Origin of the sequence: Pseudomonas oryziphila, assembly GCF_003940825.1 — a bacterium.
Taxonomy (GTDB): Bacteria; Pseudomonadota; Gammaproteobacteria; order Pseudomonadales; family Pseudomonadaceae; genus Aquipseudomonas; species Aquipseudomonas sichuanensis.
In genome coordinates, this window is record NZ_CP034338.1 from 5,997,878 (window position 1) to 6,018,125 (window position 20,248).

General features: G+C 63.6%; 17 protein-coding genes. 9 read left to right on the forward strand and 8 right to left on the reverse strand.

Going from position 1 to position 20,248, the window contains the following annotated elements; translation table 11 throughout:
* Positions 1-9: 9 nt before the first annotated feature.
* Positions 10-2,886, reverse strand: a complete 2,877-nt coding sequence (locus EJA05_RS27865) for a putative bifunctional diguanylate cyclase/phosphodiesterase (RefSeq protein ID WP_125861179.1) — start codon at positions 2,884-2,886, stop codon at positions 10-12.
* Between the two features lie 240 nt (positions 2,887-3,126).
* Between EJA05_RS27865 and uvrD the strand changes: the two genes are divergently transcribed.
* From uvrD to EJA05_RS27880, 3 genes are all read left to right on the forward strand, one after another.
* Positions 3,127-5,310 carry a DNA helicase II gene (gene uvrD / locus EJA05_RS27870; RefSeq protein ID WP_125861181.1) on the forward strand — a complete coding sequence of 728 codons (2,184 nt, stop codon included), beginning with the start codon at positions 3,127-3,129 and terminating at the stop codon, positions 5,308-5,310.
* Between the two features lie 195 nt (positions 5,311-5,505).
* A complete protein-coding gene (locus tag EJA05_RS27875) occupies positions 5,506-6,357 on the forward strand; it encodes a Tim44 domain-containing protein (protein WP_110995077.1) in 852 nt (283 codons plus the stop codon).
* 114 nt (positions 6,358-6,471) lie between these two features.
* The gene (locus EJA05_RS27880; RefSeq protein WP_125466107.1) at positions 6,472-6,879 is read left to right on the forward strand and encodes an SMI1/KNR4 family protein; all 408 of its coding nucleotides are present in this window, start codon (positions 6,472-6,474) and stop codon (positions 6,877-6,879) included.
* A gap of 140 nt (positions 6,880-7,019) precedes the next feature.
* On the opposite strand, the gene EJA05_RS27885 is transcribed toward EJA05_RS27880, so the two are convergent.
* Entirely contained in the window at positions 7,020-8,780 is a 1,761-nt protein-coding gene (locus EJA05_RS27885) for a cation:proton antiporter (RefSeq protein ID WP_125861183.1), read from the reverse strand.
* A 325-nt stretch (positions 8,781-9,105) separates the two neighbouring features.
* Here EJA05_RS27885 and EJA05_RS27890 point away from each other — a divergent pair, with 325 nt between their 5' ends.
* Positions 9,106-9,591, forward strand: coding sequence for an acyl-CoA thioesterase (locus EJA05_RS27890; protein WP_125861185.1), 486 nt, complete (start codon positions 9,106-9,108; stop codon positions 9,589-9,591).
* Here EJA05_RS27890 and pdxY read toward each other — a convergent pair.
* Entirely contained in the window at positions 9,588-10,460 is an 873-nt protein-coding gene (gene pdxY / locus EJA05_RS27895) for a pyridoxal kinase PdxY (protein ID WP_125861187.1), read from the reverse strand. The two genes, EJA05_RS27890 and pdxY, sit on opposite strands and share 4 nt — an antisense overlap.
* Before the next feature lie 120 nt (positions 10,461-10,580).
* Here pdxY and EJA05_RS27900 point away from each other — a divergent pair, with 120 nt between their 5' ends.
* A complete protein-coding gene (locus EJA05_RS27900) occupies positions 10,581-10,973 on the forward strand; it encodes a DUF3301 domain-containing protein (RefSeq protein WP_125466109.1) in 393 nt (130 codons plus the stop codon).
* Here the strand turns inward: EJA05_RS27900 and EJA05_RS27905 are convergent, their stop codons facing one another.
* From EJA05_RS27905 to zigA, 3 genes are read right to left on the reverse strand one after another with little or no spacing between them, the layout of a single operon-like run.
* Positions 10,974-11,948, reverse strand: a complete 975-nt coding sequence (locus tag EJA05_RS27905; protein ID WP_125861189.1) for a CobW family GTP-binding protein — start codon at positions 11,946-11,948, stop codon at positions 10,974-10,976.
* 39 nt (positions 11,949-11,987) lie between these two features.
* The gene (locus tag EJA05_RS27910; protein WP_125466111.1) at positions 11,988-12,620 is read right to left on the reverse strand and encodes a DUF1826 domain-containing protein; all 633 of its coding nucleotides are present in this window, start codon (positions 12,618-12,620) and stop codon (positions 11,988-11,990) included.
* Complete coding sequence (gene zigA / locus EJA05_RS27915) at positions 12,617-13,825, reverse strand: zinc metallochaperone GTPase ZigA (protein ID WP_125861191.1); 1,209 nt, start codon at positions 13,823-13,825, stop codon at positions 12,617-12,619. Before zigA ends, EJA05_RS27910 begins: the two co-directional genes overlap by 4 nt.
* Before the next feature lie 114 nt (positions 13,826-13,939).
* Between zigA and EJA05_RS27920 the strand changes: the two genes are divergently transcribed.
* Both EJA05_RS27920 and folE2 read left to right on the forward strand, forming a co-directional pair.
* Positions 13,940-14,317, forward strand: coding sequence for a glutamine synthetase (locus tag EJA05_RS27920; RefSeq protein WP_125466113.1), 378 nt, complete (start codon positions 13,940-13,942; stop codon positions 14,315-14,317).
* 25 nt (positions 14,318-14,342) lie between these two features.
* Complete coding sequence (folE2, locus tag EJA05_RS27925; RefSeq protein ID WP_125861193.1) at positions 14,343-15,230, forward strand: GTP cyclohydrolase FolE2; 888 nt, start codon at positions 14,343-14,345, stop codon at positions 15,228-15,230.
* On the opposite strand, the gene EJA05_RS27930 is transcribed toward folE2, so the two are convergent.
* Positions 15,231-15,758 carry a DUF3617 domain-containing protein gene (locus EJA05_RS27930; protein WP_125466115.1) on the reverse strand — a complete coding sequence of 176 codons (528 nt, stop codon included), beginning with the start codon at positions 15,756-15,758 and terminating at the stop codon, positions 15,231-15,233. It lies immediately after the preceding gene.
* Positions 15,759-15,887: 129 nt separating this feature from the next.
* Here EJA05_RS27930 and cls point away from each other — a divergent pair, with 129 nt between their 5' ends.
* The gene (gene cls, locus EJA05_RS27935) at positions 15,888-17,327 is read left to right on the forward strand and encodes a cardiolipin synthase (RefSeq protein ID WP_125861195.1); all 1,440 of its coding nucleotides are present in this window, start codon (positions 15,888-15,890) and stop codon (positions 17,325-17,327) included.
* Between the two features lie 39 nt (positions 17,328-17,366).
* Here the strand turns inward: cls and cfaB are convergent, their stop codons facing one another.
* The gene (gene cfaB, locus EJA05_RS27940; RefSeq protein ID WP_125861196.1) at positions 17,367-18,551 is read right to left on the reverse strand and encodes a C17 cyclopropane fatty acid synthase CfaB; all 1,185 of its coding nucleotides are present in this window, start codon (positions 18,549-18,551) and stop codon (positions 17,367-17,369) included.
* Between the two features lie 213 nt (positions 18,552-18,764).
* Here cfaB and lpdA point away from each other — a divergent pair, with 213 nt between their 5' ends.
* Positions 18,765-20,165: a dihydrolipoyl dehydrogenase gene (gene lpdA, locus EJA05_RS27945; protein WP_125861198.1), complete on the forward strand. Its 1,401-nt coding sequence runs from the start codon at positions 18,765-18,767 to the stop codon at positions 20,163-20,165.
* Positions 20,166-20,248 lie beyond the last annotated feature (83 nt).

Consider the following 20,248-nt stretch of genomic DNA (forward strand, 5'->3'; position numbering starts at 1 on the left):
GCTCCCAGGCTAGCGCAACAGGTCGGCGGTCGGACGCTCAAGCAATGCCTGGAACGAGGCCGCGTCCACCGGCCGGCTGATCAGGTAGCCCTGCACCTCGTCGCAACCCTGCTCGCGCAGGAACTGCAGCTGCTCGGGGGTTTCCACACCCTCGGCCACCACTTGCAGTTGCAGGCTCTTGGCCATGGCAATGATCGCCCGGGTGATCGCCGCATCCTGGTTGCCGTCGTGCAGGCCACGGATGAATGCCTGGTCGATCTTCACGTAGTCCACCGGGAAGCGTTTCAGGTAGCTGAGCGATGAATAGCCGGTGCCGAAGTCGTCGATGGCCAATTTCACCCCCAATTCATGGAGCTGCTCGAAAGTGGCGATGATGTGCTCGACGCTGTCCAGCAACTGGCTTTCGGTGAGTTCCAACTCCAGCAGGTGCGGCGCCAGCCCCGACTCCTGCAGCACCTGGCGCACCAGGCTGACCAGCTTGCCCTGGCGCAGCTGGTACACCGACAGGTTGACCGAGACCCGCACTTCCAGCCCCTGGCGCAACCACTCACAGGCCTGCCAGCAGGCCTGGCGCAACACGAATTCGCCCATCGGCGCGATCAGCCCGGTCTCTTCCGCCAAACCGATGAATTCGCCCGGCGGCACCATGCCCCACTCCGGGTGCTGCCAGCGCACCAGCGCCTCGGCAGCATGCAGCTGGCCGGTGCGCAGGCACAATTTTGGCTGGTAGTAGACCAGCAGTTGGCCTTCGTCGATGGCCTTGCGCAGCTGGTTCTCCAGTTGCAGGCGCTCCAGGGTGCTGGCGCGCAGGCTCTCGGTGTAGAACTGGAAATTGTCGCCGCCCAGGTGCTTGGCGTGCTGCTTGGCCATGTCGGCCTGGCTGACCAGCGCATTGAGGTCGAAGGTGGCGTCCGATAGCACGCTGATACCCACCGACGCGCTGATCACTACTTCATGCCCACCCAAGCGCTGCGGCACCCGCAGCTTGTCGAGCAGGCGCGTGGTGACCCGCACCAGGCTGGAAAGGTTGGTGTAACCGTCGAACAGGATGGCGAACTCGTCACCCGACAGCCGCGCCACGGTATCGGCCTCCGGTACCGCGTTGGCGATCCGCTGGGCCGTCTTCTTGAGTAACTGGTCGGCCAGCTCATGGCCGAGGCTCTCGTTGAGCAGCTTGAAGCGATCCAGGTCGATGTGCAGCAAGGCCAGGCTGCGCCCATTCAAGCGGATGCGCTGGGCGGCCTCGTGCAGGCGCAGGCGGAACAACGCCCGGTTGGCAAGCCCGGTCAGATCGTCGTAGTGCGCCAGGTAGCGCAAGCGCTCCTCTGACTCGCGGCGGGCCGATAGATCGGTATAGAAGCCGACGATGTTGGCGATGCGGCCGCGCGCATCACGCACGCTGTTGAGCTGCAACCACTGCGGGTAGAGCTCGCCGCTCTTGCGCGCCTCGACCAGTTCGCCCTGCCAGCGCCCCTGCTGCTCCAGCGCCTGATCGATGGCCTGGCTGTGCCGCCGCGCATCGCGACTGCAGGGCAGTTCCAGGGCGTTGCGGGCGATCAGCTCGGCACGGCCGTAGCCGGTAACGTCGCAGAACGCCTGGTTGACCGCCAACAACTGGAAGCTTGCGTCGAGGATCGCGATGCCTTCGCTGGCGGCCTCGAATACTGTGGCGGCCAGGCGTTGCTGTTCTTCCTGCTCCTTGTGCGCGGAGATATCACGACGGGTGCCAAGCATGCGCACCACCTTGCCGTCGACATCGCGCTCTACCGCCCGGCCGCGGTCCTCGATCCAGCACCAGTGGCCCTGCGCATGGCGTACCCGGTACTCGACCCGGTAGTCCTCGGTGCGCCCTTTGAGATGCTCGACCAAGGTGCGCCGCAGCAGCGGCAGGTCATCGGGATGCAGCCGGGGCTTGAGGTCGGCGCGTACCGAGCGGACCTGGTCGCCATCGAGGCCGAACAGGGCGTGCAACTGGGTGTGATGAACCTCGTCGCTTTCCAGGTTCCAGTCCCAAAGGCCCAGCTCGCTGGCCTGCAGCGCCAGGGCCAGGCGTTGCTCGCTCTTGCTCAGCGCCTGGTTGGCCAGGTCCAGCTCATGGCTGCGCTGGGCCACGCGCTGTTCGAGGCCGTCATGGGCCAGGCGCAACTCGTCCTCGGCCTGGCGGCGTTGGCGAACTTCGGCGCTGAGCTGGTGGTTGAGGTCCTCGGCGTGGCGCTGGGTGCTTTGCAGGTGCTCGATCAATGCCTGGTTCTGAAAGCGCCGCAGCAGGCCGCGCTCGATCAGCCGATTGACCTGCCAGGCCACCACCATCAGGGCGCCCAGCAGAATCAGCCCCAGCCAACCCCAGCCACGCTGGTGGCCGGCGTCATAAGCGAACAGGAAAAGGGTCGGCGGCAACAGGCACGGCAAGGCGAAACTCAGAAATGCCGGCAGGCTGACGGCATAAGCAACGCTGGCCGACAACACCGCAGTGCCCAGCAGGCCGAACACCCAGGCCTGTTGCTCGAAGTTGTCCACAGGCACCAGGGCAATCGCCGCGCTGGCCAGCGTCAGCCCGCTGAAGGCGGACCCGGCGAGGAACATGCGTCGCCAGTTTGGCCTGGCCTGGCGCGAGGGGGTCGCCGCCTCGAACGCCGCCACCTGGATCACCCGCAGGGCGACCAGCGCCAGCAGCCAGGCCAGCCATACGCTCACCAGCAGATAGCGCGCAGGGCTCCACAACAACCAGGCGCAGAGCGTACCGGTCAGCAGCATGAACAGCGTGGGCAACAGGGAGCCCTGGTACAGCAGGCGGGTGCGCTCGATAGACAGCTGAGTGGCGAATTGCCTGCGAACGCTCCGTGTCGTCTCTGGCGATGCTCCGATCGCCATGCAATCCTGGGTCATAGGGCTGGTTTCTTGTTGTGTTTTTGTTATGGCAGACCACAAATGTGCAGGGAGAATACACAAGCGCCGCGCCGGACCAAACTGCTCCAGGTCATGATTTTGAAATTGTCCCGCCCGTCCAAATGCGACCGCTCAACCACGCAGGCTGGCGAGCCATGCCGATGAACGGTAAATCGCCCGCCTGGTGATTTGCGTCGGCGGCGTTTGCCCCTGCCCCCTGCCCGGCCCTAGAATGGCCGGATGCGCAATGATGACCTCTCCCTCCTGCTGAACTCCCTCAACGACGCTCAACGCCAGGCCGTAGCGGCCCAGGTCGGGCGGCAATTGGTCCTGGCCGGTGCCGGCTCGGGCAAGACCCGGGTGCTGGTGCACCGTATCGCCTGGCTGATCCAGGTCGTAGGGGCCTCCCCACATTCGATCCTGTCGGTGACCTTCACCAACAAGGCGGCGGCGGAAATGCGCCAGCGGATCGAGCAACTGCTGGGCATCAACCCGGCCGGCATGTGGGTCGGCACGTTCCACGGCCTGGCCCACCGCCTGTTGCGAGCGCACTGGCAGGAAGCGGGGCTGGTGCAGAACTTCCAGATTCTCGACAGCGACGACCAGCAGCGCCTGATCAAGCGGGTGATCCGCGAGCTCGGCTTCGACGAGCAGAAGTGGCCGGCGCGCCAGGTCCAGTGGTTCATCAACGGCCAGAAGGACGAGGGCTTGCGCCCACGCCACATCCAGGCGGGCGGCGACCTCTACCTGACCACCATGCGCGACATCTATAGCGCCTACGAACAGGCCTGCGAGCGCGCCGGGGTCATCGACTTCGCCGAGCTGCTGCTGCGCGCCCTCGACCTGTGGCGTGACCAGCCGGGCCTGCTCGAGCACTACCAGCGCCGCTTCCGGCACATCCTGGTGGACGAGTTCCAGGACACCAACGCCGTGCAGTACGCCTGGTTGCGCCTGCTCGGCGCCGGTGGCGACAGCCTGATGGCGGTGGGCGACGACGACCAGTCGATCTACGGCTGGCGCGGCGCGAAAATCGAGAACATCCACCAGTACACCAGCGACTTCCCTGACGCCGAGATGATCCGCCTGGAGCAGAACTACCGCTCCACCGGTGGCATCCTCAAGGCCGCCAACGCCCTGATCGCCAACAACAGCGGGCGCCTGGGCAAGGAGCTGTGGACCGACATGGGCGAGGGCGAGCCGATCACCCTCTACGCCGCGTACAACGAGCACGACGAAGCGCGCTACGTGGTCGAGACCATCGAAGGCCTGATCAAGCAGGGCAATGCGCGCAACGAAATCGCCATCCTGTACCGCTCCAACGCCCAGTCACGGGTGCTGGAAGAGGCCCTGCTGCGCGAACGTATTCCCTACCGCATCTACGGCGGCCAGCGCTTCTTCGAACGCGCCGAGATCAAGAACGCCATGGCCTACCTGCGCCTGCTCGAGGGCCGCGGCAACGACGCCGCCCTGGAACGGGTGATCAACGTGCCGCCGCGCGGCATCGGTGAAAAAACCGTCGAGGCCATCCGCGACCATGCCCGCCACAGCCAGGTGTCGATGTGGGAAGCGATGTGCCAGCTGCTCGCCGGCAAAGCGCTGAAGGGCCGCGCCGCCAGCGCCCTGGGCGCGTTCATCGAGCTGATCGAGCAGCTTGCCGCCAAGGTGCTGGACATGCCGCTGCACCTGATGACCCAGACGGTCATCGAGCAGTCCGGCTTGATCATCTATCACCAGGAAGAAAAAGGCGAAAAGGGCCAGGCACGGGTAGAAAACCTTGAAGAACTGGTCAGCGCCGCACGCAACTTCGAGACCAGCGACGAAGATGCCGACCTGACGCCGTTGTCGGCGTTCCTCGGCCACGCTTCGCTGGAGGCCGGCGACACCCAGGCCGACGAGCACGAGGACAGTGTCCAGCTGATGACCCTGCACAGTGCCAAGGGCCTGGAATTCCCCTACGTGTTCCTGGTGGGCATGGAAGAAGGGTTGTTCCCGCACAAGATGAGCCTGGAAGAGCCTGGCCGTCTGGAAGAGGAACGCCGCCTGGCTTACGTGGGCATCACCCGGGCCATGCGCCAGCTGATCATGACCTACGCCGAGACCCGTCGCCTGTACGGCAGCGAAACCTACAACAAAGTGTCGCGTTTCGTACGCGAAATTCCGGCCGGTCTGGTTCAGGAAGTACGCCTGTCGAACTCGGTCAGCCGCCCGTTCGGCGGCGCCAAGGCCCCGGCCAGCAACCTGTTCGCCAACGCCAGCATTCCCGAGACCGCCTTCAACCTCGGCCAGCGCGTGCAGCACGCGGTGTTCGGTGAGGGCGTGATCCTCAACTTCGAGGGCGCAGGCGCGCAGGCAAGGGTGCAGGTGAACTTCGCTGAAGGCAGCAAGTGGTTGATGCTGGGGTATGCGAAGCTCGAGGCTATCTGAGCCAGATCGCGGGGCAATCCAACTCCCATGAAAGCTCGTGGGAGCGGGCTTGCCCCGCGATGATCTAGCAGGCTTGGAACATCGAAACTCGATACCTGTCAGGCAAAAGCTCGAAACATCTTGTCGCTAGCCATGTCCACAGCTTCATGTGCACCATGACGCGCGTGCAATCCACAAAATGGGAACCCCCAACTTATGCAACGTTTTCTTAGCATCGCTCTGGCGCTCTGCGTCGGCTTGACGCTGAGCCTCGACGCCAACGCCAAGCGCTTCGGCGGCGGCAAGAGCTCGGGCGCAGCGCCCATGCACCAGACTCGCCAGGCCGCACCGACCACACCTGCCGCCGCACCGACCGCTCCAGGCCGTGCACCGGCCGCCGCCAGCGGCGCTTCGCGCTGGCTGGGCCCTCTGGCCGGCCTCGCCGCCGGTGGCCTGCTGGCTTCCATGTTCATGGGTGACGGTTTCCAGGGCATGCAGATCATGGACTTCCTGATCATGGGCCTGATCGCCTTCCTGGTGTTCCGCTTCATCGCCGCGCGCCGTCGCCAGCAACAGCCGCAACACGCTGCTGCCGGCCACGCCCCGTACCAGCGCGAAGCCCAGCCGCAGGCCGCCCCGCAGTCGATCTTCGGCGGTTCCGCCGCGCCAGCCGCTGCCGCGCCGACCATCAACGCCCCGGCCTGGTTCAACGAAGCCAGCTTCCTCGCCGCCGCCCGTTCGCACTTCCAGTCGCTGCAGCAGCACTGGGACGCCAACGAGATGGACAAGATCGCCGAGTTCGTCACCCCGCAAATGCTCGACTTCCTCAAGCGTGAGCGCGCCGAACAGGGTGAAGGCTTCCAGTCCACCTACATCGACGACCTCGATGTACAGCTGGAAGGCGTCGACGACCGCGCCGACAAGACCATCGCCACTCTGACCTTCCGTGGCGTGTCGAAGACCTCGCGCTTCGACCAGGGCGAGGCTTTCAACGAGAGCTGGCACATGGAACGCGCCCAGGGCGAAAACCAGCCTTGGATGCTCGCCGGTATCCGCCAAAACGGTTAACCCGCGCACGTTGCAACAAAAACCCCGGGCCTGTCCCGGGGTTTTTGCTTTTGCCGGAGTCGACTACTAGGGTATAACGCGCAGCGTTGTCATAAAGGTCAGAGGATGTGAACCGTGGAAGAAGTGATCGAACAACTGCGTGAAGCCAACGAGCCGGTACCGGTGCCGCTGGAGCTGCCCGACGAAGACCAACTGGTCGAAATCGAGGAACAGCTGTTCATCAACATCCCATTCGTGTTCAAGGAGTTCCTGCTGACCGTAAGCGATGTCGTGTACGGCTCGCTGGAACCTGTGACCGTCACCGACCCGCAGTCCCACACCTACCTGCCGGACGTTGCCTCCAATGCCTGGGACGCCGGTGTACCGCGTGACCTGATCCCACTGTGCCAGGACGGCGACGACTACTACTGCGTCGAGGAAGACGGCACTGTTGTGCTGTGGTCCGCCGAAGAAGAAATCGTCACCGAAGAGAGCTGGGAATCAGTGTGGCACTGGGCACGGGATGTCTGGCTGGAAAGCTGAATGAGAAATACCCGCATAAAGTAATGGCTCATGGCCATTGAATACCCGTAAAATCGCCAGGCTTTCTGCGCCTGGCGACATCGCTACCGCTCCATCCCCTCGGACGACGATGAAATCTCGCGCAGAGAGCGTTCCCTCGCTCAGTGCGAATGATCGCGGTTGTTCTCCAGCGTCTCCAGCAAGGCGATCTGCATCCGCGTATGAACGCGGATGAACCAGCGCCACAGCAACGCCACCACCCCCGCCGCCACCACCGCAATGATCAGCAGTAGCTCGCTGGTTGGCAGGATGCTTGCCGACAGTGCCGACAGCAGCAGGAAAATCACCAGCAACGACAGCAACGGGATCACTTCGGCGACCACCCTGCGCACACGTTGCGTGTGCCGCCCGGCCATTTCCGGCTTGACCCCCATCTCCGCCAGCAACATCGACAGCGCCTTGAGCTTGCGGTACGCCGCAATCAGGAACGGCAGCGACAACAGCAGCGCCGCCCCCCAGATCAGTGCCTTCTGCTGGCTGACATCCGCCACCCACTCGCTGAGCCATTCGCCGATGCGCCCGGCGAAATAACCGCCACTGAAGAAGATCGCGATCACCAGCGCCAGGTTGACCCCTACCTGCAACAGGATCCGCCGAATCATCGCCGCCAGCATCGCGCCCTCGCCCTGGGGCTGGATGCTGCGCAACCACTCGCCATACAGCGACAGCACCCGTGACAGGCGGCTCGGCATCACCTTGCCCAACTTGATCGACAGCGGGTCGGCCGCGCGGATCAGGTAGGGCGTGAGCAGCGTAGTGATGGCCGACACCGCCACCGCGACCGGATACAGGAAGTCACTGGTGACCTGCAGGGTCATGCCCAGCGCCGCGATGATGAAGGAGAACTCTCCGATCTGCGAAAGGCCCATGCCCACCCGCAGCGAAGTGCGCCCGTCATTGCCGGCGATGAATGCGCCCATGCCGCAGGAGAGCATCTTGCCCAGTACCACTGCCAGGGTGATCACCACGATAGGCCAGGCGTACTCGAGCAGAATCGAGGGGTCGATCATCAGGCCGATGGCAACGAAGAAGATGGCGCTGAACAGGTCGCGAACCGGCTCAATCAGCCGCTCGATCTTCAGCAACTGGCGCGATTCGGCCATGATTGCGCCGATCAGGAAGGCCCCCAGCACCATGCTGTACTCAAGCTTCACCACCAGCAGGCAGAAACCGAAGCACAGCCCCAGCACGGTGATCAGCAGCATTTCGTTGCTTTCGAATTTCGCCACATAGGCCAGCAGCCGCGGCACCAGCAGGATGCCGATGACCAGCGCGACGATCATGAACAGCGACAGCTTGCCCACCGTCGAGAACACTTCCCCGGAACTGACCGAGCCACTGACGGCGATGCCCGACAGCAACGCGATGATGCCGATGCCCAGGATGTCCTCGACGATCAGCACGCCGAAGATCAGCTGGGCGAAGCGCTCGTTCTTCATCTTCAGGTCGTTGAGCGCCTTGACGATGATGGTGGTCGAGGAAATGGCCAGGATGGCGCCGAGGAACAGCGAATCCATGGTGTTCCAGCCAAACCAGCGGCCGATCTCGAAGCCGATCCAGATCATCAGCACGATTTCCAGGAACGCGGCTATGAACGCCGTGGCCCCGACCTTGAACAGCTTGCGCAGGCTGAACTCAAGGCCCAGGCAGAACATCAGAAAGATCACCCCCAGTTCAGCGAGGGTCTTGATGGTGTCTTCGTCGTGGATCAGGCCGAAGGGAGGCGTGTGCGGGCCGATGATGAAGCCGGCAACGATGTAGCCCAGCACCACGGGCTGCTTGAGACGATGGAAGAGGATGGTCACCACCCCGGCGACCAGCATGATCACCGCCAGATCCTGGATGAAGCTGATGGCATGCATGGCGCGAGTACTCCTTGTGTCAATGCACGTGGCGGACCACTCCTCCGTCGGAAACGTCTGACGCAGAAAGCAGGCACATACTGTTGTAATAGATGGAAAAGCCCACGTTGCATGGGCCCCGTCAGGTTAACATCGCGCCTTGCCGCAAAATGCCGATGCAATATGCAGAAACAGATCGGCCGAACCGGCGCCGCTGATGGCAAGATCGGCGTGACGATGGAGCGTCAGCCGACGTCCCGTACCAGGATGGGAAACCTCTATGAGGGGAACAGAAGTGTCAGCAGATACCAGCCCCGCTTCAGCGCAACTTCACCGTGAGCTCACTATGGAACCTGGAAACGCCCAGTTGACTATGACTGTCCTGATGACACCGGACATGGCCAACTTCTCTGGCAACGTACACGGCGGCACCCTGCTCAAGTACCTCGACGAAGTCGCCTACGCCTGCGCCAGCCGTTATGCCGGCACCTACGTGGTCACCTTGTCGGTGGACCAGGTGATTTTCCGCGAGCCGGTGCACGTCGGTGAGCTGGTGACCTTCCTGGCGTCGGTCAACTACACCGGCAATACCTCGATGGAGGTGGGCATCAAGGTGGTCACCGAGAACATTCGCGAGCGTTCGGTGCGCCATTCCAACAGCTGCTTCTTCACCATGGTCGCCGTGGACGATGATCGCCGCCCGGTGAAGGTGCCGCCGCGCCAGCCGCTCAACAGCGAAGAGAAGCGCCGCTTCCTGCAGGGCCAGCAGCGCCGCCAGATCCGCCAGGAGCTGGAGCAGCGCTATCAGGACCTGAAGACCGACGCCAACTAATAAGCCAGGCGCTGCGCCTCGAAGCGCACGCGCGGGTGAGCAATGCGGTCCTGGGCCCGCACCAGCTGCAGTTCGTAGCTGGCGCAGGCCTGGGTTTCCAGCAGCACCTCATGCACCGCGGCCGCTGCGAACTCGAACGCCTGCACCCAGCTGTCGCCAAGCAGCACCCGAGCCAGGAACAGCCCTGAGGTGAGGTCGCCCACCCCCACCGGCTGACGCGGGAAGGCCAGCAGCGGGCGACGCAGGTGCCAGCTTTCCTTGGCCGTCACCAACAGCATCTCGAACGCATCCTCCGCGCGCCCCGGGTAACTCAGGTGCTTGACCAGCACCACCTGCGGCCCACGCTCCAGCAGCCCACGGGCCATGCCGACGCAATCTTCAAGGGACTGCGCCTTGCGCCCGCAGAAGCTGTCCAGCTCCAGCTGGTTGGGGCAGAGGATGTCGGCCTGGGCGGCGGCCTGCTCGAGCAGGAATTCGCTCACCTCGGCGGGCACGATGCAGCCTTTCTCGGCGTGGCCCATGACCGGGTCGCACAGGTACAGCGCCTTGGGGTTGACCGCCTTGATCCGCGCGACACCGGCCAGGATTGCCCGCCCTTGCTCGGCACTGCCCAGGTAACCCGACAGCACCGCATCGCAATGGCCCAGTTCGCCGATGTTGGAAATGCCTTCCACCAACGCAGGAATTTGCGCTGGAGCAAGCACTTCCCCCGACCACTGTCCATACTGAGTGTGATTGGAGAACTGCACGGTGTTGAGTGGCCAGACGTTGACCCCGACCCGTTGCATCGGAAACACCGCGGCGCTGTTGCCGGCATGTCCAAAGACCACGTGGGACTGAATGGCGAGCAGATGCGGTGTACGTTTCATGCAGGACGATTCCGAAACTGTGTGAACAAATGTGCGGCCCGCAGTATGAACCCGAATGCCATCTGTACGACAGGCCAGCGGCACAGTTAAGCTGGCTCGACCTGTCTGGAGCTTACGCAAATGCTGACCCTCGAAAACGTCTTCGTCCTGATGCTGGTGGCGACCGCCGGCGCCTGGCTGTGGCACAACCACGGGCTGCGCGAAAAAGCCCTGGCCCGGGTCAAGCAGCATTGCGCAAAGCTCGACCTGGAGCTGCTGGACGACGCCGTGGCGCTCAAACGCATCGCATTCGTGCGTGACGCCAATGGCCGCAAGCGCCTGGCACGCATCTACAACTTCGAGTTCACCGTCACCGGCGAGCAACGCCACCCGGGTACCGTCACACAGTTCGGCGCGCACAGCGTACAGATCGAGCTGGCGCCCTACCCCTTCGAGATCAAGACCCCGCCACGCACCGATAACGTCATCGAGATGCAGCAGTGGCGCCAGGAGCACAACCGCTGGCACAACTGATCAGCCATCCAGGCGGCACGCCGCCAGCGCGGCCTGCAGCTCGGCCAATGGCTGGGCCTCGGCGAAGATCAACTCCAGGCGTGAATCCCTGCGCCACTCGCTTGGCTGCCACTCGGGCTCGTGGCCTTCAAGGCCGTTGAATGACTGCCAGCCCTGTGGGCTGTGGATAACCCCTTTGGCCCGGCGCCATGGCCAGGCATGCAAAAAGGCGTTCAACTGCGCGGGCTCGAAACGCTGACTGGGGTGCCAGCGCCATCCCACGCTCCAACCCCCTTCACTCTCACTGGCCTGGCAGATCGGCTCGGATGGATCTGTCCACAGCGCTGACGCTGCGGCGATAGAGTTGCCCACAGCCAGCCGCTGCAAAGCCGCGTCGACGTCAGCGACTGTGGACAAACCTGGCAGGCGGTCCAACGGCAATGCCCCATGATCCGTCCAGACTGCAGGCAACCCGGGGAATCGCGCAGTTATCAACAGGCGCTTGGCTTCATCCACAGATGCCGACTTGTTGAAAACTAAAAGTGCAGTTGCCGATAAAGCCGCCTGCTGCGCTTCAGGCAGCAGTTCTTCCCTGGCCAGTGCCTGGGCATCCAGCACCATCAGCAGCGGCTGCACGGCCAGCACAGCCTGCCACGGCGCCTGCCCCAGTTGCTGCAGCAATTGCCGGGGATGGCCCAGCCCAGAGGGCTCGATGAACAGCCGGTCCGGGCGCGCCTTGCGCAGCAAGCGGCCAAGACCAACCTGGAACGGCATGCCGTTGACACAACACAGGCAACCCCCCGCCACTTCACCAATGGCAATGCCATCGTCATCACGCGCCAGCAGTGCCGCGTCCAGGCCGATCTGCCCGAACTCGTTGACCAGCACCGCCCAGCGCTCGTTGGCCGGGCGCTGCGCCAGCAGCTGGCGGATCAGGCTGGTCTTGCCGGCGCCCAGCGGGCCTGCGATTACATGGGTGGGAATGTTCTGCAACATAGGTAGGTATCGAGCAAGTGCGTGGCCCACTATGCCCCGTCAGGCCAGCCAGTCAAGGCTGAGCAGCAGGCGTCGCTCGCCGGGCGCCGTCAGCGGCGAGCGGTGGATAAGGCCTGCACCTTCATTGCCAATCCATTTCTCGCCCTTGAGCAGCGCTACGTCACCCGCCGCCAGCTGGCGGATGTTATCCACAGCAGGTTGATCGAGCTGCAACCTTGAACGGTCTATCACACCCTCCTCCAGCCATTGACTGCCGCTACCGGCATAGGTGGTGAGCAGGCGCACCGGCACGTTATCCACATGGAAGCGCGGGCACATCGCGCCATCCAGTACCCGCAGGCGCAAACCGATGCGCCGTGCACCGAGCAGGCAGGTGTAGGCCGCCACCAGCCACGCCACATCGGCGACGAAACCTTCGTAGCCATGCAGATCGGCCGCTTCCCTGAGCAGCCCCGGCAGCTGTGGCGGATGCTGCTCGTCGACATCGATCACCCGCTCGTCCGCCAGTGTCTGGCCAAGGCTCAGCACCAGCGCGCAGAAATCCTCGACCTGGGCGGGTAACTGGCGCTGCCAGACGGCCAGGTTGACGCCATCCTTGAGCATGTCGGTCATCACCTTGGGTGACGGCCCGAAGACCTGGCAGATATCCACAACCTGGGGCGCCAGCTTCATGCCGCCTGCTCCTCGATCCAAGGGCCGAACGGATCTTCCAACCGTAGCCAGCCCATGGGCCCCAAGGCCATTTCTTCCTCACTCAGCAGGCAGGCGTCCAACGCTGTGGATAACTGCGCAAAGTCGATGTTCTGCCCGATGAATACCAGCTCCTGACGGCAGTCACCGGTGTCCACCGACCATTGCTTGAGGATCGCCGCCATATCCGCTTCGTCTTGCGGCCATTGCTCGCGCGGGACGAAACGCCACCAGCGCCCGGCCAGGCCATGGCGCATCATGCCGCCCGCCTGTGACCAGCTACCGGCCTCCTGGTACTTGCTGGCCAGCCAGAAAAAACCTTTTGAGCGCAGCAGCCGGCCATTGCTCCAGGGCGTGTGGATAAAGTCGAAGAAGCGCTGCGGGTGAAACGGCCGGCGGGCCTGCCAGGTGGTCGCGGCGATGCCGTACTCCTCGGTTTCCGGCACGTGTTCACCACGCAGCTCCTGCAGCCAGCCCGGCGCTTGCGCCGCCTGGTCGAAGTCGAACAGGCCGGTATCGAGGATTCGCGACAACGCAACCTGGCCCATGACCATCGGCACGATCTGCGCCCGGGCATTGAGGCTGCGCAGGATGGCGATCAACTCTTCACGTTCGTGCTGGCCGATCAGGTCGATCTTGCTCAGCAGCAACACGTCGGCGAACTCGACCTGCTCGATCAGCAGGTCGCTGATCGAACGTTCATCCTCTTCACCGAGGGTCTCGCCGCGGCTGGCCAGGCTGTCGGCAGCCTGGTAATCACGCAGGAAGTTGAGCCCGTCGACCACGGTGACCATGGTGTCCAACCGCGCCATGTCCGACAGGCTGCGCCCTTGTTCGTCACGGAAGGTGAAGGTCTCGGCTACCGGCAGCGGTTCGGAGATCCCGGTCGACTCGATCAAGAGGTAATCGAAGCGGCCCTCACGCGCCAGGCGCGCAACCTCTTCCAGCAGGTCTTCGCGCAGGGTGCAGCAGATGCAGCCGTTGCTCATCTCCACCAGTTTTTCTTCCGCGCGGTTGAGGCTGACGTTGCGCTGTACTTCGCTGGCATCGATGTTGATTTCGCTCATGTCGTTGACGATCACGGCAACCCGCAGATTGTCGCGGTTGCGCAAAACGTGATTGAGCAGCGTGCTCTTGCCGGCGCCGAGGAAGCCGGACAGCACGGTGACAGGAAGACGGTTGGGCATGACGGACCTCATCGGGCAGGCGCATTCGAAACGATGCATTGCGTCACGTTATATTATAACAATACAATTTCGCCAAGCCGTCTCGACCGAAGGGTTGCCTGGAGTGCCTCATCGATGAAATTGCCCCGCGCCAGCGCATTGCTGCTGATTGCCCTGCCGACCTCTTTGCTGGCCATGCCCCGCACCGACCTGGCGCTGTGTACTCGCAGCGCCACGCTATTGGCCTGCCAGGACAGCAAGGGCAACTACTACAGCGTGCGCAGCGCAGGCAGCACCTTCTACCTGCGCGGTTACGAAGTGCAGGGCAAACGGTTGTGGGCACAAACCAACAGCCGCTACGGCGCGCTCACCTTCTTCACTGGCCTGGCCAGCGATGGCGAAGCCTGGGTCGGTTACAGCCGGCGTATCGGCTGGACCACCCTCAATCGCGTCTCGAGCTCCAGCGGCCAGCGCTTCGATCTGCACTGCAGCCTGCTCGGTGGTTGCCGTTGAGCCCTACTTTTTCAGGACACCATTCATGACCAGCCTTAGCCTTTCCCTGCCCGACATCGCCACGCAAAGCAGCCAACACAGCTTGCCGCTGGACTGGGTAGGCATGTGCGGTATCGCCCTGCCGCTGCAGGTGGAAGGTCGCAATCTGAGCGCCCATGCCAGCGCAGGCGTCAGCCTGGACGAAGGTGCTGCGCGTGGTATTCACATGTCGCGCTTGTACCTGGCGCTGGAAGCACTCGAACACCAGCCCTTGAGCCTGCCGCTGATGCGCCAGACCCTCGATCAGTTTCTCTCCAGCCACCAGGGCCTTTCCAGAGCCGCATACCTGCGGCTGGAATTCGATCATCTGCTCAAACGCCCAGCCTTGATCAGCCCTCTGGCCGGATGGAAACGCTACCCGGTGCGGCTCGATGCACAGCTGAAAGATGAAATGTTCCACGTGGAACTATCCGTGGATATTCCCTATTCCTCCACGTGCCCCTGCTCGGCCGCACTGGCCAGGCAACTCATCCAGGCGCAGTTCGACCAGGATTTCGTCAGCCAAGCGCTGGACCGGGACAGCGTGCGCCAATGGCTGGGCAGCAGCAGTGGCATCGTCGCCACACCTCACAGCCAACGGAGCATGGCCAAGCTACAGGTGCGGCCAGGCACTGATGCGTGGCCACTGACTGAATTGATCGACCAGGCTGAGCAAGCCTTGGGAACCGCCGTGCAAACCGCCGTGAAGCGTGCCGACGAACAGGCCTTCGCCCTGGCGAACGGGCAGAACCTGATGTTCTGTGAGGACGCCGCGCGGCGCCTGCACCTGGCGTTGCGCCAGTTGCCGTGGGTGAGCGCGTTCAGCGTGCGCGTGGAACATGCAGAGAGCCTGCATGCCCACGACGCAGTCGCCGTCAGCCGCTGGCGGTGGTAATCAGCTGCGGGGTTTCACGGTGCCGCAGTCGTTGCCCAACCATACCGCCCGTGTGTCCATGCTGCCCTGCTGCTGCACACCCGATGCGTTGAAGGTGCCGTTGACCTTGGTCAGGAACTCTTTGTCGCTGAGGAAGGTGGCCTGGCCCTGCCCCTGGGCTTTCGGGCAGCTGAACTGGAACTTCCAGACATTGCCGGTGCGGTCGGTGATCTTCTGGGTGCAGCCCGATTGAGGGTCTTGCAGCGGGATGTCGTTGGTCTTGACCTGCTCCGGGGTCAGGCATGAACGCACGCCCTTGCCACCCACGCTGATACCTTGCTTGGCCAAGGCGCCTTCCATCATCGCCCGCTGCTCCGGCGGCAGATTCTTCAACTGGCCGAGCATGAACTGCATGTCGGGTAACGGCTTGCCATCGACCTGCATGTTGCTGGTGGTCAGCTCCCACAGGCCGGGTTGCAGCATCTGCGCGTGAACCAACGGGCTACCCAGGCCCACGACCAGGGCAAGCAGTGGCAGACGAATCTTCATGGATGAAAGCTCCTCGAATTACCGGCTCTGGCCGGACTGTGCCGTTAGACGTCATTTTCCCTTGCAGGTTGCAGCCACCCCCACGAACGTGGTCTGTTAGCGACAGTGCTAACGGCAAGCAGGATGCGTATGGATTACCACAGCCCCTACTTCTTCGGTTACGTGCTCGGCCTGATTCATCTGCTCGGCATCATCGCGGCGCTGCATGCCGTGTTCACCGTGCGTACAGCCCAAGGTGCGATCGCCTGGGCCATGCCCCTGTTCTTCATCCCCTACTTTGCGCTCATCCCCTACCTGATCTTCGGTGCCCGTTCGTTCTATGCGTACATCAACGCGCGCCGGCATGCCAACCAGGAGATGCACGTGGCCATGGCCAATCTCAACTGGCGGCCGTGGGTGGAGGAAGCCCTGACCGCCCGCGAGTCCGACAGCTATGCGGCGCTGCGCGCCATGCCCAAGCTGGGGCGCATGCCATGTCTGGCCAACAACGAGGTGAAGCTGCTGATCGATGGCGAAGCCACCTTCAAGGCGATCTTCGCTGCCATCGACAAGGCCCGTGACACCGTACTGGTGCAGTTCTTCATCATCCACGACGACGTGCTCGGCCGAGAGCTCCAGCAGTTGCTGTTGCGCAAGGCGGCGGAAGGCGTAAGGGTCTTCGTGCTTTACGACCGGGTCGGCAGCCACGCATTGCCGGCCAGCTACAGCCAGGTGCTGCGCGACGGCGGTGTGCAGATACAGGCATTCGCCACCCGCCGCGGCTTGTTCAACCGCTTCCAGGTCAACTTTCGCAACCACCGCAAGATCGTCGTGGTGGATGGGCTGCTGGGCTTTCTCGGTGGGCACAACGTGGGCGACGAGTACCTCGGCGCGCACCCGCGCCTGTCGCCGTGGCGCGACACCCATGTGCAGATCAGCGGCCCGGTACTGGCTTGCCTGCAGGAATCGTTCGCCGAGGACTGGTACTGGGCCACGCGCCAGCTGCCTCCGCTGATCCTGCCCGACACCTACCCTGAAGATGGCGTGCTGTGCCAGGCCCTGGCCAGTGGCCCGGCCGACCCCCAGGAAACCTGCGCGCTGTTCTTCCTCGAAGCCATCCACTCGGCCACTCGCCGGGTCTGGATCACCAGCCCGTATTTCATCCCCGACGAAGCGATCTTTGCCGCCTTGCGCCTGGCCGTGCTGCGCGGCGTCGATGTACGCATCCTCATCCCCGCACGCCCCGACCACCGTATCGTCTACGCCGCCTCCAGCCTGTTTGCCTTCGAGGCGGTGCGCGCGGGCGTGCGGATGTTCCGCTATCAGCCGGGGTTCCTGCATCAGAAAGTGGTGCTGGTGGATGATGAGGTCACGGCCATTGGCAGCGCCAACCTGGATAACCGTTCCTTCCGCCTGAACTTCGAGATTACCCTGCTCACCGTGGACCGCGCCTTCGCCGACCAGGTCGAGCAGATGCTGGTGAACGACTTCGAACAGGCCAGGGAGATCACCGCCGAGGACAGCCGCGACACCCATCGCCTGCAGCAACTGGGGATGCGTATTGCGCGTTTGATATCGCCGATCCTGTAGCGCCTCGACGTGCCCCACAGGGGCACGCCGGGCAGCCCGTCAGCGATAGAGGTCCTCACGCGTCCACGGCAGGTCGTGATGGCCATCGGCGAAAGGTTTCACGGCGAGGATCTGGTGCAGGTTCATCCAGCCCTTGCTGAAGGCATAGGCGCAGCCGGCCAGGTACAGGCGCCAGATCCGCAGGGTCTTCTCCGGCACCAGCGCGGCGGCGCGGTGCAGCTGGTTCTCAAGGTTCTCGCTCCAGTGGTTGAGGGTCTTGGCGTAGTGCAGGCGCAGGCTCTCCACGTCCACCACCTCCAGCCCCGCTTCACAGATGCGCGCGCTGATCATCGAGATGTGCGGCAGCTCGCCGTGGGGGAATACGTAGCGGTCGATGAACGCACCCGCGCCACGGCCCACCGGGCGACCGTCCACGTGCTTGGCGGTGATGCCGTGATTCATCACCAGCCCGCCTTCGCGCACCGCACTGAACAGCTTGCGGCAATAGAGTTCGAGGTTGGCGTGGCCGACGTGCTCGAACATGCCGACGCTGACCACCTTGTCGAAGCGGCCATCCTCGGGCAGGTCACGGTAATCGAGAATGTGCAGGTCGACCTTGTCGGCCAGCCCCTCCTCCTTGACCCGCTGTCGGCCAAGTTTCAGCTGCTCTTTGCTCAGGGTGATGCCGTACACCTTGGCGCCGTACTCACGGGCGGCAAAACGCGCCAGCCCGCCCCAACCGCAACCAACGTCCAGCAGGTAGTCACCGCCCTGCAGGCGCAACTTGCGGCACAGGTGATCGAACTTGTCCTGCTGGGCCTGGGCCAGGGTGTTGTCCGGCTCTTTGAAATAGGCACAGGAATAGACCATGTCCGGGTCCAGCCACAGTTGGTAGAACGCATTGGACAGGTCGTAGTGGTAGGAGATGGCTTCGGCGTCGGTGCTCTTGTCGTGAGAGGTGCGCTGCGGCAGCACGTCGTCCTCGTCCTTGAGCAGCGTTTGGCTAAGCTCGTCACACACCCGGATGACTTCACCGATATCGCCTTCGAGCTCCAGTTTGCCTTCGACGAAAGCCGAACCCAGTGCTTCCAGGTTGGGGTGGGTCAACTGGGCGATCAGCTGGGGGTCCTTGACCACGATGGTGACCTGCGGACTGGGCCCCAGATCGAACTGGTTACCGTCCCACAGCTTGACCCGCAACGGTATGTCCAGGCTCTGCAAAACGGGTGGAAGTTGCGCAAGCATTCATGACCCTCCCTTTCACGGATTCGGAACGCCACGTCTTATCAAGTCGGACGCTACCGCATGAGGGTAGTTCATTCGTGCGAAGTTTCCGTTAACCGCGACCATGGTCTAGAACTATCTGGCACGGCCAACGCAGCAGATTGTATACAATCCTCCGCGCTCAGACTAACCTTATGCCCCTCTTCGCTTCCTCACCCTTGGAGTAACTAACCCATGAAATCCTATGACGTGGTGATCATCGGCGGCGGCCCCGGCGGCTACAACGCAGCTATCCGGGCCGGCCAGCTGGGCATGAGCGTGGCCTGCGTGGAAGGCCGATCGACCCTCGGCGGCACCTGCCTGAACGTCGGTTGCATGCCCTCCAAGGCATTGCTGCACGCCTCCGAACTGTTCGAGGCGGCCAGCGGTGACGAGTTCGCGCACCTGGGCATCGAGGTCAAGCCGAGCCTGAACCTGGCGCAGATGATGAAACAGAAGGATGAAAGCGTGACCGGCCTGACCAAGGGCATCGAGTACCTGTTCCGCAAGAACAAGGTCGACTGGGTCAAGGGCTGGGGCCGCCTGGACGGCGTCGGCAAGGTCGTCGTCAAGGCCGAGGACGGCAGCGAAACCACCTTGCAGGCCAAGGACATCGTCATTGCCACCGGTTCCGAACCGACCCCGCTGCCGGGCGTGACCATCGACAACCAGCGCATCATCGACTCCACCGGCGCCCTCTCCCTGCCCCAGGTGCCCAAGCACCTGATCGTGATCGGCGCCGGCGTGATCGGCCTGGAGCTGGGTTCGGTGTGGCGCCGCCTCGGCGCCGAGGTGACGGTGATCGAGTACCTCGACCGCATCTGCCCGGGCACCGATGCGGAAACCGCCAAGACCTTGCAGAAGGCCCTGGCCAAGCAAGGCATGACCTTCAAGCTGGGCAGCAAGGTCACCCAGGCCACGCCATCGGCCGATGGCGTCACCCTCACCCTGGAACCAGCAGCCGGTGGCGCCGCCGAAACCCTGCAAGCCGACTATGTACTGGTGGCCATCGGCCGTCGCCCGTACACCCAGGGCCTGAACCTGGAGAGCGTGGGCCTGGAGACCGACAAGCGCGGCATGCTGAGCAACGACCATCACCGCAGTTCGGTCCCGGGCATCTGGGTGATCGGCGACGTCACCTCCGGCCCGATGCTGGCGCACAAGGCCGAGGACGAAGCCGTGGCCTGCATCGAACGCATCCACGGCAAGCCGCACGAGGTCAATTACAACCTGATCCCGGGCGTCATCTATACCCGCCCGGAGCTGGCCACTGTCGGCAAGACCGAAGAGCAGCTCAAGGCCGAAGGCCGCGCCTACAAGGTCGGCAAGTTCCCCTTCACCGCCAACAGCCGCGCCAAGATCAACCATGAGACCGAAGGCTTCGCCAAGGTTCTCGCCGACGCCAACACCGACGAGGTGCTGGGTGTGCACCTGGTCGGCCCGAGCGTCAGCGAGATGATCGGCGAGTTCTGCGTGGCCATGGAGTTCTCGGCCTCGGCCGAAGACATCGCCCTCACCTGCCACCCGCACCCGACCCGCTCCGAAGCCCTGCGCCAGGCGGCGATGAATGTGGATGGGATGGCGATGCAGATCTGATCGGCAGGTCTGTCGTTCATCCATGTGGGAGCGGGTTTACCCGCGAAGATGACACCTCGGTGCCTGGCACGGGCTATGCCCGT

Excerpts from the sequence above, each read along its gene's own strand:
- EJA05_RS27865 (WP_125861179.1), bottom strand. The coding sequence starts at position 2,886 with ATGACCCAGGATTGCATGGCGATCGGAGCATCGCCAGAGACGACACGG.
- uvrD (WP_125861181.1), top strand. The coding sequence starts at position 3,127 with ATGCGCAATGATGACCTCTCCCTCCTGCTGAACTCCCTCAACGACGCT.
- EJA05_RS27875 (WP_110995077.1), top strand. The coding sequence starts at position 5,506 with ATGCAACGTTTTCTTAGCATCGCTCTGGCGCTCTGCGTCGGCTTGACG.
- EJA05_RS27885 (WP_125861183.1), bottom strand. The coding sequence starts at position 8,780 with ATGCATGCCATCAGCTTCATCCAGGATCTGGCGGTGATCATGCTGGTC.
- EJA05_RS27890 (WP_125861185.1), top strand. The coding sequence starts at position 9,106 with ATGGAACCTGGAAACGCCCAGTTGACTATGACTGTCCTGATGACACCG.
- pdxY (WP_125861187.1), bottom strand. The coding sequence starts at position 10,460 with ATGAAACGTACACCGCATCTGCTCGCCATTCAGTCCCACGTGGTCTTT.
- EJA05_RS27900 (WP_125466109.1), top strand. The coding sequence starts at position 10,581 with ATGCTGACCCTCGAAAACGTCTTCGTCCTGATGCTGGTGGCGACCGCC.
- EJA05_RS27905 (WP_125861189.1), bottom strand. The coding sequence starts at position 11,948 with ATGTTGCAGAACATTCCCACCCATGTAATCGCAGGCCCGCTGGGCGCC.
- EJA05_RS27910 (WP_125466111.1), bottom strand. The coding sequence starts at position 12,620 with ATGAAGCTGGCGCCCCAGGTTGTGGATATCTGCCAGGTCTTCGGGCCG.
- zigA (WP_125861191.1), bottom strand. The coding sequence starts at position 13,825 with ATGCCCAACCGTCTTCCTGTCACCGTGCTGTCCGGCTTCCTCGGCGCC.
- EJA05_RS27920 (WP_125466113.1), top strand. The coding sequence starts at position 13,940 with ATGAAATTGCCCCGCGCCAGCGCATTGCTGCTGATTGCCCTGCCGACC.
- folE2 (WP_125861193.1), top strand. The coding sequence starts at position 14,343 with ATGACCAGCCTTAGCCTTTCCCTGCCCGACATCGCCACGCAAAGCAGC.
- EJA05_RS27930 (WP_125466115.1), bottom strand. The coding sequence starts at position 15,758 with ATGAAGATTCGTCTGCCACTGCTTGCCCTGGTCGTGGGCCTGGGTAGC.
- cls (WP_125861195.1), top strand. The coding sequence starts at position 15,888 with ATGGATTACCACAGCCCCTACTTCTTCGGTTACGTGCTCGGCCTGATT.
- cfaB (WP_125861196.1), bottom strand. The coding sequence starts at position 18,551 with ATGCTTGCGCAACTTCCACCCGTTTTGCAGAGCCTGGACATACCGTTG.
- lpdA (WP_125861198.1), top strand. The coding sequence starts at position 18,765 with ATGAAATCCTATGACGTGGTGATCATCGGCGGCGGCCCCGGCGGCTAC.